Genomic DNA, 13,299 nt, shown 5'->3' with positions numbered 1-13,299 from the left:
ATCATCCGCGCCGGAAACAAAAACTCTTGAAGCCCGCGCACAACCGTTCCAAATCCACCTCATCCCCGGCAATGCGCGCGCGCCCTTCGTCGCGGCATTCCTGCAAGGCCCAATGCTTCACGCCTCGCGCCGAAAGCCCATCGGCCAAGCGATACAGCGCCTGCGCCGGATACAGCGTCGGATGCCACGTGGTGCGGCACTCATAGGCAACGCCGCTGTCCAGCACCGCATCCAGCGCCTCGAACGTCGGCCGCGCGCTGTCGCGACGGCCCGTCACCGCATCGTGATAGTCCTCGGGCGCTTTGACGTCCAGCCCGATCCAGTCCAGCAACGGCAAGACCAAGCGCAGCCGCGCCGGATACATACCGCCGGTATGTAGGCCGATGCGATAGCCCATCGCCCTCACCCGCGCGATGGCCTGCGGCAGCGCGGCCTGCGCAGTCGGCTCGCCGCCGGAAAACACCACCGCATCCAGCAAGCCCTGCCGGCGTCGCAGGAACGCTTCGACCCGTTCCCACGCAATCCCAACTTCCGCCCGCGCCGGCAGCAATTCCGGGTTGTGGCAATAGCCGCAGCGCCATGGGCAGCCTTGCAGGAACAACACCGCCGCCAGCCGACCGGGAAAGTCGATGCTGGTCAACGGCGTCATTCCGCCGACGCGGATCATGCGGCACGGCGCACCGGCGCTTCGCGGAAGAACTGCCGCTGCGCGTGTTCGCCCTGCTTGCCGATGTTGAAGCTGGACACCGGGCGGTGGTAGCCCATCACCCGCGTCCACACTTCGCAGCGCTGGCGGTCTTCGTCGCGCAGCGGCGCGGCGGTTGGGGAAGAAAGAACGGCCGGATTGTTCATGCGGAGAGCTCCTCGAAAGATGCGACATCGACGTTGGAAGGCGGCGCGGCGGCCGCCCGTTGTTCCGCCAGCAGCCGCTCGTCGCAGCGCGGGCAGAATGCGTGCTCGCCCGCCAGATAGCCGTGTACCGGGCAGATCGAGAAAGTGGGCGTGATCGTGATGTACGGCAGGCGGAAGCGGCTCAGCGCGCGCCGCACCAGTTCGCGGCAGGCGTCGCCGCTGGAAATGCGCTCGCCCATGTACAGATGCAGCACGGTGCCGCCGGTGTAGCGCGATTGCAACGCCTCCTGCCGTTCCAGCGCCTCGAACGGATCGTCGGTGAAGCCCACCGGCAGCTGCGAGGAATTGGTGTAGTACGGCTTGTCCGCGCTGCCGGCCTGCAGGATGTCCGGCCAGCGCCGCCGATCCTCTTTCGCAAAGCGATAGGTGGTGCCCTCGGCCGGCGTGGCTTCGAGGTTGTAGAGATGGCCGGCCTGCTCCTGGAACGCCACCATTCGCGCGCGCACGTGGTCGAGCAGGCGCAGCGCGAAGGCGTGGCCCCACTCGCTGGTGAGGTCGTGCGCATCGCCGGTGAAGTTGCGGATCATCTCGTTGATGCCGTTCACCCCCAGCGTAGAGAAGTGGTTGCGCAGCGTGCCGAGATAACGCTTGGTGTACGGATACAACCCGTCGTCGATGTGCCGCTGCACCACCTCGCGCTTGATCTCCAGACTGCGCCGGCCCAGTTCCAGCAGTTCATCCAGGCGCGCGAACAGCGCGGCTTCGTCGCCGCGATGCAGATAGCCCAGGCGCGCGCAATTGACCGTCACCACGCCGAGGCTGCCGGTCTGCTCGGCGCTGCCGAACAGGCCGTTGCCGCGCTTGAGCAACTCGCGCAGGTCGAGCTGCAAGCGGCAGCACATCGAACGGATCATGCCCGGGTCGAGTTCGGAATTGATGAAGTTCTGGAAGTACGGCAGGCCGTACTTGGCGGTCATCTCGAACAGGCGCTGCGCGTTCTCCGATTCCCACGGGAAATCGGCGGTGATGTTGTAGGTCGGGATCGGGAAGGTGAACACCCGCCCGCGCGCATCGCCCGCGCTCATCACTTCGATGTAGGCGCGGTTGATCATGTCCATCTCGGCCTGCAATTCGCCGTAGGCGAACGGCATCTCCTCGCCGCCGATGAACGGCGTCTGGTGCTTCAGGTCGTCCGGGCAGACCCAGTCGAAGGTGAGATTGGTGAACGGCGTCTGCGTGCCCCAGCGCGAAGGCACGTTGAGGTTGAAGATCAACTCCTGAATGCACTGGCGCACCTCGTCGTAGGACAGCCCGTCCTTGCGCACGAACGGTGCCATGTAGGTGTCGAACGAGGAAAACGCCTGCGCGCCCGCCCACTCGTTCTGCAAAGTGCCGAGGAAGTTGACGATCTGCCCCACCGCCGAGGACAGATGCTTGGGCGGGCCGGCCTCGACCTTGTTCGGCACGCCGTTGAAGCCTTCGTACAGCAGCGTGCGCAGCGACCAGCCGGCGCAGTAGCCGGCCAGCATGTCCAGATCGTGGATGTGCAGATCGGCCTCGCGGTGGGCGCGGGCGATTTCCGGCGGATAGACCTTTTCCAGCCAGTAGTTGGCGGTCACCTTGCCCGCCGCGTTCAGGATCAGCCCGCCCAGCGAATAGCCCTGATTGGCGTTGGCGTTGACCCGCCAGTCGGCGCGGGTCAGGTACTCCTCGACCGAGGCCACCGGGTCGATCCAATGGCGTCCGGGAACCGCCGCCGCCGTTCTGCTCGCTTCCATTGTCCCGCTCCATAAACACAATATGTTGTGCTATTGATCCACGAAACAACTAGATATTGAATTGATCTGGATCAAGTGCGGCGCATACGCACCGGCCCTGCGGCGGTGCAGCTTGTCCGTCGCCGCCCCCGCCGCCTACACTCGGCCGGCTACAGGTGTCCTGCCGCCAACCGGTGCGCAGGGTGAAACGGGAAGCCGGTCAGACGCCGGCGCTGCCCCCGCAACGGTAGGCGAGAAAGCCCGACACACAGCCACTGCGTCCGCGCGGGAAGGCGTCGGGGGGATGCAAACCGCATCGCTCGCAAGCCCGGAGACCGGCCAGTAGTGGACGCCTTGGCGTCCTCCTCGGGTGTTGCGGCGGGCAACCGGACGAGCTGATCGCGGCGTCCGTGCGCGCGCAATCCGCCCTGTCCCGCTCCTGCAACGCTCCCTTCGCGGGTGTGCGGCACGGAGAGATGGACAATGAACGAGATGCACCGCGTTGCGGCCAATGCCGCGACCGTCAAGCTGTTGATCGACGGCGAATTCGTCGAATCGAACACCACCCACTGGCGCGATGTGGTCAACCCGGCCACGCAGGCCGTACTGGCGCGGGTGCCGTTCGCCACCGCCGATGAAGTCGAAGCCGCCATCGCCTCGGCGCGCGAAGCGTTCAAGACGTGGCGCAAGACGCCCATCGGCACCCGCGCGCGCATCTTCCTCAAGTATCAGCAATTGATCCGCGAGCACATGGGCGAACTGGCGGCGATCCTCACCGCCGAACAGGGCAAGACCCTGCCCGACGCCGAGGGCGACGTGTTCCGCGGGCTGGAAGTGGTCGAACACGCGGCGTCCATCGGCAATCTGCAACTGGGCGAACTCGCCAACAACGTGGCCGGCGGCGTCGATACCTACACACTGCTGCAACCGCTGGGCGTGTGCGCCGGCATCACCCCGTTCAACTTCCCGGCGATGATCCCGCTGTGGATGTTCCCGATGGCGATCGCCACCGGCAATACCTTCGTGCTCAAGCCGTCCGAGCAAGACCCGATGGTGACGATGCGGCTGGTGGAATTGGCGCTGGAAGCCGGCATTCCCAAGGGCGTGCTCAACGTCGTCCACGGCGGCGAGGACGTGGTCAACGCCCTTTGCGACCATCCCGACATCAAGGCGGTGTCGTTCGTCGGTTCCACCAAGGTCGGCACGCACGTTTACAACCGCGCATCGCTGGCGGGCAAGCGCGCGCAGTGCATGATGGGCGCGAAGAACCACGCGGTGGTGCTGCCCGACGCCAACAAGGAGCAGACGCTCAACGCGATGGCCGGCGCGGCGTTCGGCGCGGCGGGGCAACGCTGCATGGCCGCGTCCACCGCCGTGCTGGTGGGCGCGGCGAAGGCATGGATTCCCGATCTGGTCGCCAAGGCGAAAACGCTCAAGGTCAACGCCGGCACCGAAGCGGGCACCGACGTCGGCCCGGTGATTTCCTGCGCCGCGCGTGCGCGCGTCGAGGCGCTGATCGCCTCCGGCATCGAACAGGGCGCGACGCTGGAACTCGACGGCCGCAACCCCGCCGTCCCCGGCTTCGAGCAAGGCAATTTCGTCGGCCCGACCATCTTCTCCGGCGTGAAGCCCGGCATGCGCATCTACGACGAGGAAATCTTCGGCCCGGTGCTGGTGATCCTCGAAGCCAAGACGCTGGACGAGGCCATCGCGCTGGTCAACGCCAACCCGAACGGCAACGGCACCGCGATCTTCACCCAGTCCGGCGCGGCGGCGCGCAAGTTCCAAGAGGACATCGACGTGGGACAGGTCGGCATCAACCTGCCGATCCCGGTGCCGGTGCCGCTGTTCTCGTTCACCGGCTCGCGCGCGTCCAAGCTCGGCGACCTTGGCCCCTACGGCAAGCAGGTGGTCGCGTTCTACACCCAGACCAAGACCGTGACGGCACGCTGGTTCGACGACGACACCGCCAGCCACGGCGTCAACACCACGATCAGTTTGAAGTGATGGCCGCCGTCATGGACATGCAGGCGTCGGCATGGCCGGCGTTGAGCGAAGACCAGCAGGCGTTCCGCGAAGCCGCGCGCGATTTCGCACAGGCCGAGCTGGCCCCGCATGCGGCGCACTGGGACGCCGAAGGCATCTTCCCGCGCGAAGCCATCGCCAAGGCCGGCGAACTCGGCTTCTGCGGGCTGTACGTCGATGAAGCCGCCGGCGGCAGCGGGCTGACCCGGCTGGACGCCGCCATCGTGTTCGAGGAACTGGCGGCGGTCGATCCGTCCACCGCCGCCTTCGTCAGCATCCACAACATGGCGACGTGGATGCTGACCGCGCACGCCCGCCCCGCCCTACGCGACACGTGGGGCGCGGCGCTGGCCAGCGGCGCGAAGCTGGCCTCGTACTGCCTGACCGAACCGGGCGCAGGTTCCGATGCGGCCTCTCTGAAAACCCGCGCCGTGCGCGACGGCGACGATTACCTGCTGACCGGCAGCAAAGCCTTCATCTCCGGCGCGGGCGCGACCGACCTGCTGGTGGTGATGGCGCGCACCGGCGAGGACGGCGCGCGCGGCATCAGCGCGTTCGCGGTACTGGCGGATGCGGCGGGGATTGCGTATGGGCGCAAGGAAGAAAAACTCGGCTGGAACAGCCAGCCCACGCGCGGCGTCGCGTTCGAGAACGTGCGCGTGCCGGCGACCAATCTGCTGGGCAACGAGGACGACGGTTTCAAGATCGCCATGAAGGGCTTGGACGGCGGCCGCATCAACATCGCCGCCTGCTCGCTGGGCGCGGCGCAGGGCGCGCTGGACGCCGCGCGCCGCTACATGGGCGAACGCCGCCAGTTCGGCAAAAAGCTGGCCGAGTTCCAAGCCTTGCAGTTCAAACTGGCCGACATGGCGACACAACTGGTCGCCGCGCGGCAGATGGTGCACACCGCCGCGCGCAAGCTCGACGCGCGCAGCGCGGACGCCACCGTGTGGTGCGCGATGGCCAAGCGCTTCGCCACCGATGCCGGTTTCGCGATCTGCAACGACGCCCTGCAACTGCACGGCGGCTACGGCTACATCCGCGAATACCCCATCGAACGCCTGCTGCGCGATTGCCGCGTGCACCAGATTCTGGAAGGCACCAACGAAATCATGCGCGTGATCGTGGCGCGCCATTTGCTCAATACAGACGAGGAATTGCGATGAACGACTACCGTAGCCGCGAGTGGACGGGCTTGAAGCTGGAAATCGACGGCCACGTCGCCATCGTCACCCTGTCCAACCCGCCGGCCAATACGTGGACGGTGCACAGCCTGAGCGCGCTGCGCGACCTCGTTGCCGCGCTGGACGCCGACCGCAGCATCTACGCGCTGGTCGTCACCGGCGAAGGTGAAAAGTTCTTCTCCGCCGGTGCCGACCTCAAGCAGTTCGCCGACGGCGACAAGGCGCTGGCGCGCGAGGCGGCGCGTCGTTTCGGCGAAGCGTTCGAGGCATTGAGCGCGTTTCGCGGCGTGTCCATCGCCGCGATCAACGGCTACGCGATGGGCGGCGGGCTGGAATGCGCGCTGGCCTGCGACCTGCGCATCATCGAAGAACAGGCGCAGGTCGCCTTGCCGGAAGCCACCGTCGGCCTGCTGCCCTGCGCGGGTGGTACGCAAAATCTGCCGCGCCTCGTCGGCGAAGGCTGGGCCAAGCGCATGATTCTGCTGGGCGAACGCATCGACGCCGCCACCGCGCTGCGCATCGGGCTGGTGGAAGACACCGTGCCAAAGGGCGAAGCGAAAGCCCGCGCATTGGCATGGGCGAAGCAGGCGGAAAAGCAAAGCCCCACCAGCGTCGCCGCCTGCAAGCGCTTGGTGCAGGCCACCCGCACGCAGCACCACGCCACCGCGCTGGTGTCCGAGCGCGAAACCTTCGTCGATCTGTTCGACAGCGCCGACCAAGGCGAAGGCGTCAACGCCTTCCTCGAAAAGCGTGCGCCGCAATGGAAGAACGCATGAACGACGACGCCATCGAAGCATCCGTTCTGTTCGCCGAACGCGACGCCGGCAACGGCAAGCGCATCGGCATCGCCACCCTCAACGCGCCAAAAACGCTCAACGGCCTGTCGCTGGAAATGGCGCGGCTGCTGGACGCGCAGCTCATCCAATGGGCAGCCGACGACGACATCGCGCTGGTCGTCCTGCAAGGCACGGGCGAAAAAGCGTTCTGCGCCGGTGGCGACCTTCAAGGCTTGTATCGCGGCATGCGCGAGCAGCAACAGCGCGACCGCTGGGAAGCCGACGCCTTCGCCGACCCGCGCGGCAACCCGCACGCCGAAACCTTCTTCGCCACCGAATACCGCCTCGACTACCGCATCCACACCTACCCGAAGCCGCTGCTGTGCTGGGGCCACGGCATCGTGATGGGCGGCGGCATCGGCCTGATGTCGGGGGCCAGCCACCGCGTGGTCAGCGAGCGCAGCAAGCTGGCGTTCCCGGAAATCACCGTCGGCCTGTTCCCCGACGTGGGCGGCAGTTGGCTGCTGCCGCGCGTGCCCGATGGCGCGGGCCTGTTCCTCGCCTTGACCGGCGCGCCGCTGGACGCCAGCGACGCCATCCACGCCGGTCTGGCCGACGTGTTGGTGCCGGAAGCGCGTCGCGGCGACGTGTTCGATGCAATAGCCGAAACCGATTGGGCCAATGATGCCGGCGCGCGTCGCGCTCAACTCCACGCGCTGCTCGCACGCTTCGCCGACACCACTGCGCCGGGGCCGTTGCAACGCCACGCCGCACGCATCCGCATCGCCTGCGCGCAGGCGACGCTGGAAGACAGCGTCGTCGCCATCGCCGCACTCGATGCCAACGACGATGCGTGGCTGCGCAACGCGCAAACCACGCTGGCCGCCGGTGCGCCGGGTTCCGCACGGCTGGGCTATGAATTGCAACAACGCGGCGCGGCGCTGCCGCTGGCCGACGTGTTCCGCCTCGAATACATCGTCGCCCTGCACTGCGCCGCGCACGGCGATTTCGCCGAAGGCATTCGCGCCCTGCTGATCGACAAGGATCGCAACCCGCACTGGCAGCCGGCCACGCTGGCCGCCGCCAGCGCCGCGTGGGCGCAGTCCTTCTTCGCCGCGCCTTGGGCGGCCCACGAACATCCACTGGCCGACCTCGGCCACTGACGGAGAACACCGCATGTCCCGCATTGCCTTCATCGGCCTCGGCCACATGGGCGGCCCGATGGCCGCCAACCTGCTCAAGGCCGGCCACGCCCTGCGCGTGTTCGATTTAGTACCCGCCGTCGTGGACGCCGCCGTCGCCGCCGGTGCGCTGGCCGCCGCCAATGCGGCGGACGCCGTGGCCGATGCCGAGGTGGTGATTTCGATGCTGCCGGCCAGCCGCCACGTCGAACGCCTTTACTTGAGCAAGGATGGCCTGCTGGCGAAGATTCCCGCCGGTGCGCTGGTCATCGATTGCAGCACCATCGCCCCCGCTTCCGCACGCAAGGTCGCCGAGGCCGCCGCTGCGCGCGGCCTTGCGATGATCGACGCGCCGGTATCGGGCGGCACCGCCGGCGCGGCGGCGGGCACGCTGACCTTCATCGTCGGCGGCGAAGCCTCCGCGCTGGAACGCGCGCGCGCCGTGCTGTCGGCAATGGGCAAAAACATCTTCCACATGGGCGATGCCGGCGCGGGCCAAGTCGCCAAGCTGTGCAACAACATGGCGCTGGGCGTGATCATGGCGGCCACCGGCGAAGCCATCGCGCTGGGCGTCGCGCACGGGCTGGACGCGAAGGCGCTGTCGCAGATGATGGCGGTCAGCACCAGCCGCAGTTGGGCCACCGAAGTCTGCAATCCGTGGCCCGGCGTGCTGGAGAACGCACCGGCCTCGCGCGGCTACACGGGCGGCTTCGGCAACGACCTGATGCTCAAGGATCTGGGGCTGGCCGCCGAAGCGGCGATGGGCACCGGCGCGTCCATCCCGCTGGGCGAACTGGCGCGCAACCTCTACGCGATGAACAGCCGGCAGGGCAACGGCGGGCTGGATTTTTCCAGCGTGGTCAAACTGATGGCGAACACACCATGAGCGGCACGCGCGAAAAGCTGACCCTGCCGAACGGCGGCGACAAACTGCTGCTGCATTCCTGCTGCGCGCCGTGTTCGGGCGAGTTGATGGAAGCCTTCGTGGAATCCGGCATCGACTACACGATCTTCTTCTACAACCCCAACATCCACCCGTTGAAGGAATACGAGCTGCGCAAGCAGGAGAACATCCGCTTCGCCGAAAAACACGGCGTTCCTTTCGTCGATGCCGACTACGATACCGACAACTGGTTCGCCCGTGCCAAGGGCATGGAGAACGAACCCGAACGCGGCATCCGCTGCACCATGTGCTTCGACATGCGCTTCGAGCGCAGCGCGCTGTACGCGCACAAGCACGGCTTCAAGGTCATGACCAGTTCGCCGGGTATTTCGCGCTGGAAAAACATGGCGCAGATCAACGACTGCGGCCACCGCGCCGCCGCGCCCTACGACGGGCTGACTTACTGGGATTACAACTGGCGCAAGGGCGGCGGCAGCAGCCGCATGATCGAGATCAGCAAACGCGAACAGTTCTACCAACAGGAATACTGCGGCTGCGTGTATTCGCTGCGCGACAGCAACCGCCACCGGGTGGCGCAGGGGCGCGGCAAGATCAAGTTCGGCGTGCTGTTCTACGGCGACGAAACCGGCTGAGCGCGGCAGGCATGGGCAAACCCGTTTTCATCGTTGCCATGACGCCGCCCGACGGTGATGCGCCCGTTGAGGTCGAAGTCAGGGCCAGCAACCGCCGGGAGGCCGAAGTGCTGGCGCGCGGGCAATTTCCGGATCATCGCCGGATCGGCAAAGTGCGGCGGATCGCCAGCCCTGCCGGCCAGCCACGCGCGTCGCCAAGCGGCAGGCGCGAAGCCGCGCGATAATGCGCAGGCATGATCCATCCCCTGCCACTCGCCGACCTCGATCCGCGTCCGCAACCACCGGAGCCGCCGTTGCCCAGCGACTGCTGCGACAGCGGCTGCGATCCCTGCGTGAACGATACCTACGCCGAGGAGCTGGCGTATTACCGGCAGGCACTGGCAGCGTGGAAATCGAGACATCCCGATAGCGAGTGACCCGGGCAGCCACCGGCAGGGAACAATCCCGCGAGCGCATTCCTGGCCTAGTCGAAGCGGGTCACGATGGCCTAGTCACCGGCACTGATTGCCGGAGTGCGGTCGGGGTCAGTCGATATGGCTTGCCGGATCGACGCAAGGTGGCCAGCACGTCCAGCTCGGTATAGCGGACGCCATGGGGGCCGCAGTTCGTCATTGACCTGCGCTTCGAGCAACTGGCCCATGCAGATGCGCCCGATCACGGCCATGCCCGTTGCATCGAGATCCGGCCGCTCCCGATGCCAGTCCACCAGAAGCAAATCCACCACATCCTGTGCGGACAACGGCGGCACGAAGGCATCGCGGGCATGGTCATGCCCCATCAACCCCTGCATGAAATATCTTGACATCAAGATATTACGCCGGAAAACTGCCCGAACCACCCCTACAGGAACGCAGCATGCGCACACCACGTGCAACGCCGGCAAGACCGTCGGCAAGATGGCTGGCGGGACTACTGGTATTCATGGCCCTTCCGATCTTCGCAGCTGCGCCGCACAAGGCCGGCGACGTCGAAAAGGAAGAACACCGGATCGACATCGCCGGCCAACAGGTGTCTTATGAAATCGGCACCCTGTACGTGCCGGAAAACCGGCGCGATCCAGCAAGCCGCCTGATCGGAGTGGGCTTCGCCCGGATCAGGGCTTCCGAACCGACCGGCGCGCCGCCCGTCTTCTGGCTGCCGGGAGGACCGGGATTGAGCGTGCTGGGTGCGTTCTCCGATCATGATGCCGCGGCCGCTTCCCGGTTGCGGCATTGGTTGACCTTCGGCACCGTCGGAGACTTGGTGGTGGTCGAACAACGCGGCTATACCCTGCGCGGCGAAATGCTGCGGGAAACCTGGGACAGCCAACCCCTGGATCAACCGGCATCCCCGCGCGCGGATGTCGAGGGCATGCGTGAATTGGCCCGGAAGGCGATCGCCGCCAATCCGGACAAGGATCTGTCCGGCTACGACATCGGCCAGTTCGCTGCGGACGTGGATGACCTGCGGCAGGCGTTGGGCTACCCGAAGATCAGCCTGTTCGGTGGCAGCTTCGGCTCGCAATGGAGCCTGGCCGTGATCCGCCTGTATCCGCAAGCAGTGGCGCGCGCGGTGCTTGCGGCGGTGGAGCCGCTGGACAACGGATACGACATGCCTTCGCAGGTCTTCGCCTCCCTTCAGCGCATTTCCCATGACGCCGACCGCGATCCGGGCCTGGCCCCCTATCTGCCCCCGGGCGGGTTGATGGCGGCGGTGCACGCCCTGCATGCACGCTTTGCGCGCGGGCCGTTGCAGGTCGATGTCCGCGACGATGCGGGCAAGATGCAACGCGTCGTCTTGGGCAGCGGCGATCTTCAACTGGCGCTGCTTTCCCACACCCAGGACGCGGAGCAATGGCCGGCATTCATTCTGTCGCTCTATCACCGGCATTACGAACAATGGGCGCGCGACACCATCGAAAATCGCCGGGCGGCACCGACCACGCTGATCGGCCCGCTCGCCGACAGCAGCCTCGGCGTCACCGCTGCGCGCGAGCACTTGCTGCGAACCGATCCGGCGCTGGAGTTGCTCGGCAGCTGGAACTTCGAGAGCAATATCGCCACGGCGCCGGACTGGCCCACTCCCGACATGGGCGACACGTTCAGGGAACCGGTACGTACCACGACACCGGTCGTGTTCGTCCATGGGGATTGGGATACCTCGACCCCGATCGACAATACCCTGGGCCTGCTGCCTTATTTCCCGAACGGCCACGCCATCCTCGTGCATCGGGCCGGGCATGACGGCGCTTTCTACCAACTGCGCGACGATCCCGCAACCAAACAGGCGGTCTACGATTTCCTCAAATCGGGCAGCACCGGGGGCCTGCCCGTGACGGTGACCCTGCCGGTGCCGGAATTCGAGCGACCGGCCTTTGCCCCTCCGCCCCAAGGCCAGAATGAACCTGGGTCGCGATAACGGCAAACGATGGCATGCGCGCCGGACTGACGTCCGGCCTGCGGTCATCAGGACGCTGCGTCGAGTATCGGATCCCTTGACGACAATCCTTGATCCGTCGGCAGCGGCGGCGCCTGCACCGGCCGCCCGCGCCCGTCCAGCGCGATCATGGTGAAGCGCCCGCGCGTGCACAGCTCGCGCTCGCCGCCCAGCAGGTCTTCGGCGATCAGTTCCACCTCCACCTGCATCGAACTGCGCCCGACCTCGACGATCCGCGCCACCACTTCCACCAATTGCCCCTGCCGGATCGGCAGGCGGAAATCCACCTGCTCCGAGCGCGCCGTCACCACCGTCCGCCGCGCGTAGCGCGAGGCGGCGATGAACGCGGCCTTGTCCATCCACGCCAGCGCCTGCCCGCCGAACAGCGTGCCCAGGTGGTTGGCGTGGTCGGGGAAGACGATTTCCTGCAACCGCGCCTCGGTGGGCCGCGCCGGCTCAGAAGGCATGGTCGAAGGCCACATCGCCCTGCACGCCGACCTGATAGGCCGACACCCGCCGCTCGAAGAAATTGGTCAGCTCCTGCACGTCCTGCAGTTCCATGAACGGCAGCGGGTTGCGCACGTCGTACTGCTTCGCCATGCCCAGTTTGGCGAAGTGGTTGTCGGCGCAGTGTTGCAGGTACTGACGCATGTCGCGGGTGGAGATGCCGGCCACGCCCCCGGACAGCACGTCTTCGGCGAACTGCACCTCGCATTCGATCGCCTCGGCCAGCATGTCGCGCACCTGCCGCTCCATCGCCGCGTCGAACAGGTCCGGCTCCTCGGCGCGGATGGTGCGCACGCATTCGAAGGCGAAGTCCATGTGGCAGCTTTCGTCGCGAAACACCCAGTTGGTGCCCGAGGACAGCCCCGGCAGCAGTCCGCGCGAACGGAAGTAATAGACGTAGGCGAAGGCGGCGAAGAAGAACAGGCCTTCGATGCAGGCGGCGAAGCAGATCTGGTTGAGCAGGAACTGGCGGCGCTGTTCGCGGGTCTCGATGCGCTTCAGGCCTTGGATCGAGTCGATCCACTTGAAGCAGAAATCCGCCTTCTTCTTGATCGACGGGATGTTCTCCACCGCCGCGAACGCCTTGAAGCGCTCCTCCGGATCCGGCAGGTAGTTGTCCAGCAGGGTCAGGTAGAACTGCACGTGCAGCGCTTCCTCGTAGAGCTGGCGCGACAGGTACATGCGCGCTTCCGGCGCGTTGAGGTGCTGGTAAAGGTTCAGCACCAGGTTGTTGGAGACGATGGAATCGCCGGTAGCGAAGAACGCCACCAGCCGGTGGATCAGGTGGCGGTCGGCCGGCGACATCTTCGAATGCAGGTCGGTGATGTCGATCTGGAAATTGATCTCGTCCACCGTCCAGGTGTTGCGGATGGCGTTGCGGTACATCTCGTAGAAGTCCGGGTAGCGCATCGGGCGGAGGGTCAGCTCGAAGCCGGGATCGAGAAGATGAGGAGTGAGCGGAGAGGAGTGAGGAGTGAGTGCTGCGATGGCTGACATAGAAATGGGATTCCTCTGATGGCATGAGTGGCGTTGTCCGGTCACGATGGACAGCGGAGGAACGTACGAT

15 protein-coding genes and 1 riboswitch are annotated in these 13,299 nt (G+C 66.3%); of the genes, 9 read left to right on the top strand and 6 right to left on the bottom strand.

Going from position 1 to position 13,299, the window contains the following annotated elements; translation table 11 throughout:
• Window position 1 precedes the first annotated feature (1 nt).
• Genes H9L17_RS15080 through H9L17_RS15070 form a run of 3 tightly spaced genes read right to left on the bottom strand, consistent with a single transcriptional unit; the run spans window position 2 to window position 2,630 of the window.
• Window positions 2–667: an anaerobic ribonucleoside-triphosphate reductase activating protein gene (locus tag H9L17_RS15080; protein WP_187570229.1), complete on the bottom strand. Its 666-nt coding sequence runs from the start codon at window positions 665–667 to the stop codon at window positions 2–4.
• Window positions 664–852 carry an anaerobic ribonucleoside-triphosphate reductase gene (nrdD, locus tag H9L17_RS16175; protein WP_187570228.1) on the bottom strand — a complete coding sequence of 63 codons (189 nt, stop codon included), beginning with the start codon at window positions 850–852 and terminating at the stop codon, window positions 664–666. Before nrdD ends, H9L17_RS15080 begins: the two co-directional genes overlap by 4 nt.
• The gene (locus tag H9L17_RS15070; protein WP_187570227.1) at window positions 849–2,630 is read right to left on the bottom strand and encodes a ribonucleoside triphosphate reductase; all 1,782 of its coding nucleotides are present in this window, start codon (window positions 2,628–2,630) and stop codon (window positions 849–851) included. The genes nrdD and H9L17_RS15070 overlap by 4 nt, the downstream gene beginning before the upstream one ends.
• Window positions 2,631–2,766: 136 nt before the next feature.
• A riboswitch (cobalamin riboswitch) is annotated at window positions 2,767–2,967 on the top strand.
• Between the two features lie 134 nt (window positions 2,968–3,101).
• Here H9L17_RS15070 and H9L17_RS15065 point away from each other — a divergent pair.
• Genes H9L17_RS15065 through H9L17_RS15030 form a run of 8 tightly spaced genes read left to right on the top strand, consistent with a single transcriptional unit; the run spans window position 3,102 to window position 9,727 of the window.
• On the top strand, window positions 3,102–4,616 hold the full coding sequence (locus tag H9L17_RS15065; protein ID WP_187571994.1) for a CoA-acylating methylmalonate-semialdehyde dehydrogenase: 1,515 nt from the start codon (window positions 3,102–3,104) through the stop codon (window positions 4,614–4,616).
• Between the two features lie 11 nt (window positions 4,617–4,627).
• Window positions 4,628–5,800 carry an acyl-CoA dehydrogenase family protein gene (locus H9L17_RS15060; protein WP_425507430.1) on the top strand — a complete coding sequence of 391 codons (1,173 nt, stop codon included), beginning with the start codon at window positions 4,628–4,630 and terminating at the stop codon, window positions 5,798–5,800.
• Entirely contained in the window at window positions 5,797–6,594 is a 798-nt protein-coding gene (locus tag H9L17_RS15055; RefSeq protein WP_187570226.1) for an enoyl-CoA hydratase, read from the top strand. The genes H9L17_RS15060 and H9L17_RS15055 overlap by 4 nt, the downstream gene beginning before the upstream one ends.
• Window positions 6,591–7,757: an enoyl-CoA hydratase/isomerase family protein gene (locus tag H9L17_RS15050; RefSeq protein ID WP_187570225.1), complete on the top strand. Its 1,167-nt coding sequence runs from the start codon at window positions 6,591–6,593 to the stop codon at window positions 7,755–7,757. The genes H9L17_RS15055 and H9L17_RS15050 overlap by 4 nt, the downstream gene beginning before the upstream one ends.
• A 13-nt stretch (window positions 7,758–7,770) precedes the next feature.
• Window positions 7,771–8,661: a 3-hydroxyisobutyrate dehydrogenase gene (gene mmsB / locus H9L17_RS15045; protein ID WP_187570224.1), complete on the top strand. Its 891-nt coding sequence runs from the start codon at window positions 7,771–7,773 to the stop codon at window positions 8,659–8,661.
• Complete coding sequence (locus tag H9L17_RS15040; protein WP_187570223.1) at window positions 8,658–9,311, top strand: epoxyqueuosine reductase QueH; 654 nt, start codon at window positions 8,658–8,660, stop codon at window positions 9,309–9,311. The genes mmsB and H9L17_RS15040 overlap by 4 nt, the downstream gene beginning before the upstream one ends.
• An 11-nt stretch (window positions 9,312–9,322) precedes the next feature.
• Window positions 9,323–9,535, top strand: a complete 213-nt coding sequence (locus H9L17_RS15035; protein ID WP_187570222.1) for a hypothetical protein — start codon at window positions 9,323–9,325, stop codon at window positions 9,533–9,535.
• 9 nt (window positions 9,536–9,544) lie between these two features.
• Window positions 9,545–9,727, top strand: a complete 183-nt coding sequence (locus tag H9L17_RS15030) for an oxidoreductase-like domain-containing protein (RefSeq protein WP_187570221.1) — start codon at window positions 9,545–9,547, stop codon at window positions 9,725–9,727.
• Window positions 9,728–9,798: 71 nt separating this feature from the next.
• On the opposite strand, the gene H9L17_RS15025 is transcribed toward H9L17_RS15030, so the two are convergent.
• Window positions 9,799–10,101 (bottom strand): hypothetical protein, encoded by a 303-nt coding sequence (locus H9L17_RS15025; protein WP_187570220.1) that lies wholly within the window; start codon window positions 10,099–10,101, stop codon window positions 9,799–9,801.
• Between the two features lie 65 nt (window positions 10,102–10,166).
• Between H9L17_RS15025 and H9L17_RS15020 the strand changes: the two genes are divergently transcribed.
• On the top strand, window positions 10,167–11,708 hold the full coding sequence (locus H9L17_RS15020; protein WP_187570219.1) for an alpha/beta hydrolase: 1,542 nt from the start codon (window positions 10,167–10,169) through the stop codon (window positions 11,706–11,708).
• Window positions 11,709–11,755: 47 nt separating this feature from the next.
• Here H9L17_RS15020 and H9L17_RS15015 read toward each other — a convergent pair whose 3' ends face one another.
• Window positions 11,756–12,193 (bottom strand): acyl-CoA thioesterase, encoded by a 438-nt coding sequence (locus tag H9L17_RS15015; protein ID WP_187570218.1) that lies wholly within the window; start codon window positions 12,191–12,193, stop codon window positions 11,756–11,758.
• Window positions 12,183–13,229, bottom strand: coding sequence for a ribonucleotide-diphosphate reductase subunit beta (locus H9L17_RS15010; protein ID WP_187570217.1), 1,047 nt, complete (start codon window positions 13,227–13,229; stop codon window positions 12,183–12,185). Before H9L17_RS15010 ends, H9L17_RS15015 begins: the two co-directional genes overlap by 11 nt.
• Window positions 13,230–13,299 lie beyond the last annotated feature (70 nt).

The organism is Thermomonas brevis (assembly GCF_014395425.1).
Lineage (GTDB): Bacteria > Pseudomonadota > Gammaproteobacteria > Xanthomonadales > Xanthomonadaceae > Thermomonas > Thermomonas brevis.
The sequence above is the reverse complement of the archived record's forward strand: the minus strand, read 5'-3'. Positions and strand labels throughout refer to the sequence as shown.

What these genes read in the sequence shown, in the direction of transcription:
- H9L17_RS15080 (WP_187570229.1), bottom strand. Translation starts at nt 667, where the DNA reads ATGATCCGCGTCGGCGGAATGACGCCGTTGACCAGCATCGACTTTCCC.
- nrdD (WP_187570228.1), bottom strand. Translation starts at nt 852, where the DNA reads ATGAACAATCCGGCCGTTCTTTCTTCCCCAACCGCCGCGCCGCTGCGC.
- H9L17_RS15070 (WP_187570227.1), bottom strand. Translation starts at nt 2,630, where the DNA reads ATGGAAGCGAGCAGAACGGCGGCGGCGGTTCCCGGACGCCATTGGATC.
- H9L17_RS15065 (WP_187571994.1), top strand. Translation starts at nt 3,102, where the DNA reads ATGCACCGCGTTGCGGCCAATGCCGCGACCGTCAAGCTGTTGATCGAC.
- H9L17_RS15060 (WP_425507430.1), top strand. Translation starts at nt 4,628, where the DNA reads ATGGACATGCAGGCGTCGGCATGGCCGGCGTTGAGCGAAGACCAGCAG.
- H9L17_RS15055 (WP_187570226.1), top strand. Translation starts at nt 5,797, where the DNA reads ATGAACGACTACCGTAGCCGCGAGTGGACGGGCTTGAAGCTGGAAATC.
- H9L17_RS15050 (WP_187570225.1), top strand. Translation starts at nt 6,591, where the DNA reads ATGAACGACGACGCCATCGAAGCATCCGTTCTGTTCGCCGAACGCGAC.
- mmsB (WP_187570224.1), top strand. Translation starts at nt 7,771, where the DNA reads ATGTCCCGCATTGCCTTCATCGGCCTCGGCCACATGGGCGGCCCGATG.
- H9L17_RS15040 (WP_187570223.1), top strand. Translation starts at nt 8,658, where the DNA reads ATGAGCGGCACGCGCGAAAAGCTGACCCTGCCGAACGGCGGCGACAAA.
- H9L17_RS15035 (WP_187570222.1), top strand. Translation starts at nt 9,323, where the DNA reads ATGGGCAAACCCGTTTTCATCGTTGCCATGACGCCGCCCGACGGTGAT.
- H9L17_RS15030 (WP_187570221.1), top strand. Translation starts at nt 9,545, where the DNA reads ATGATCCATCCCCTGCCACTCGCCGACCTCGATCCGCGTCCGCAACCA.
- H9L17_RS15025 (WP_187570220.1), bottom strand. Translation starts at nt 10,101, where the DNA reads ATGCAGGGGTTGATGGGGCATGACCATGCCCGCGATGCCTTCGTGCCG.
- H9L17_RS15020 (WP_187570219.1), top strand. Translation starts at nt 10,167, where the DNA reads ATGCGCACACCACGTGCAACGCCGGCAAGACCGTCGGCAAGATGGCTG.
- H9L17_RS15015 (WP_187570218.1), bottom strand. Translation starts at nt 12,193, where the DNA reads ATGCCTTCTGAGCCGGCGCGGCCCACCGAGGCGCGGTTGCAGGAAATC.
- H9L17_RS15010 (WP_187570217.1), bottom strand. Translation starts at nt 13,229, where the DNA reads ATGTCAGCCATCGCAGCACTCACTCCTCACTCCTCTCCGCTCACTCCT.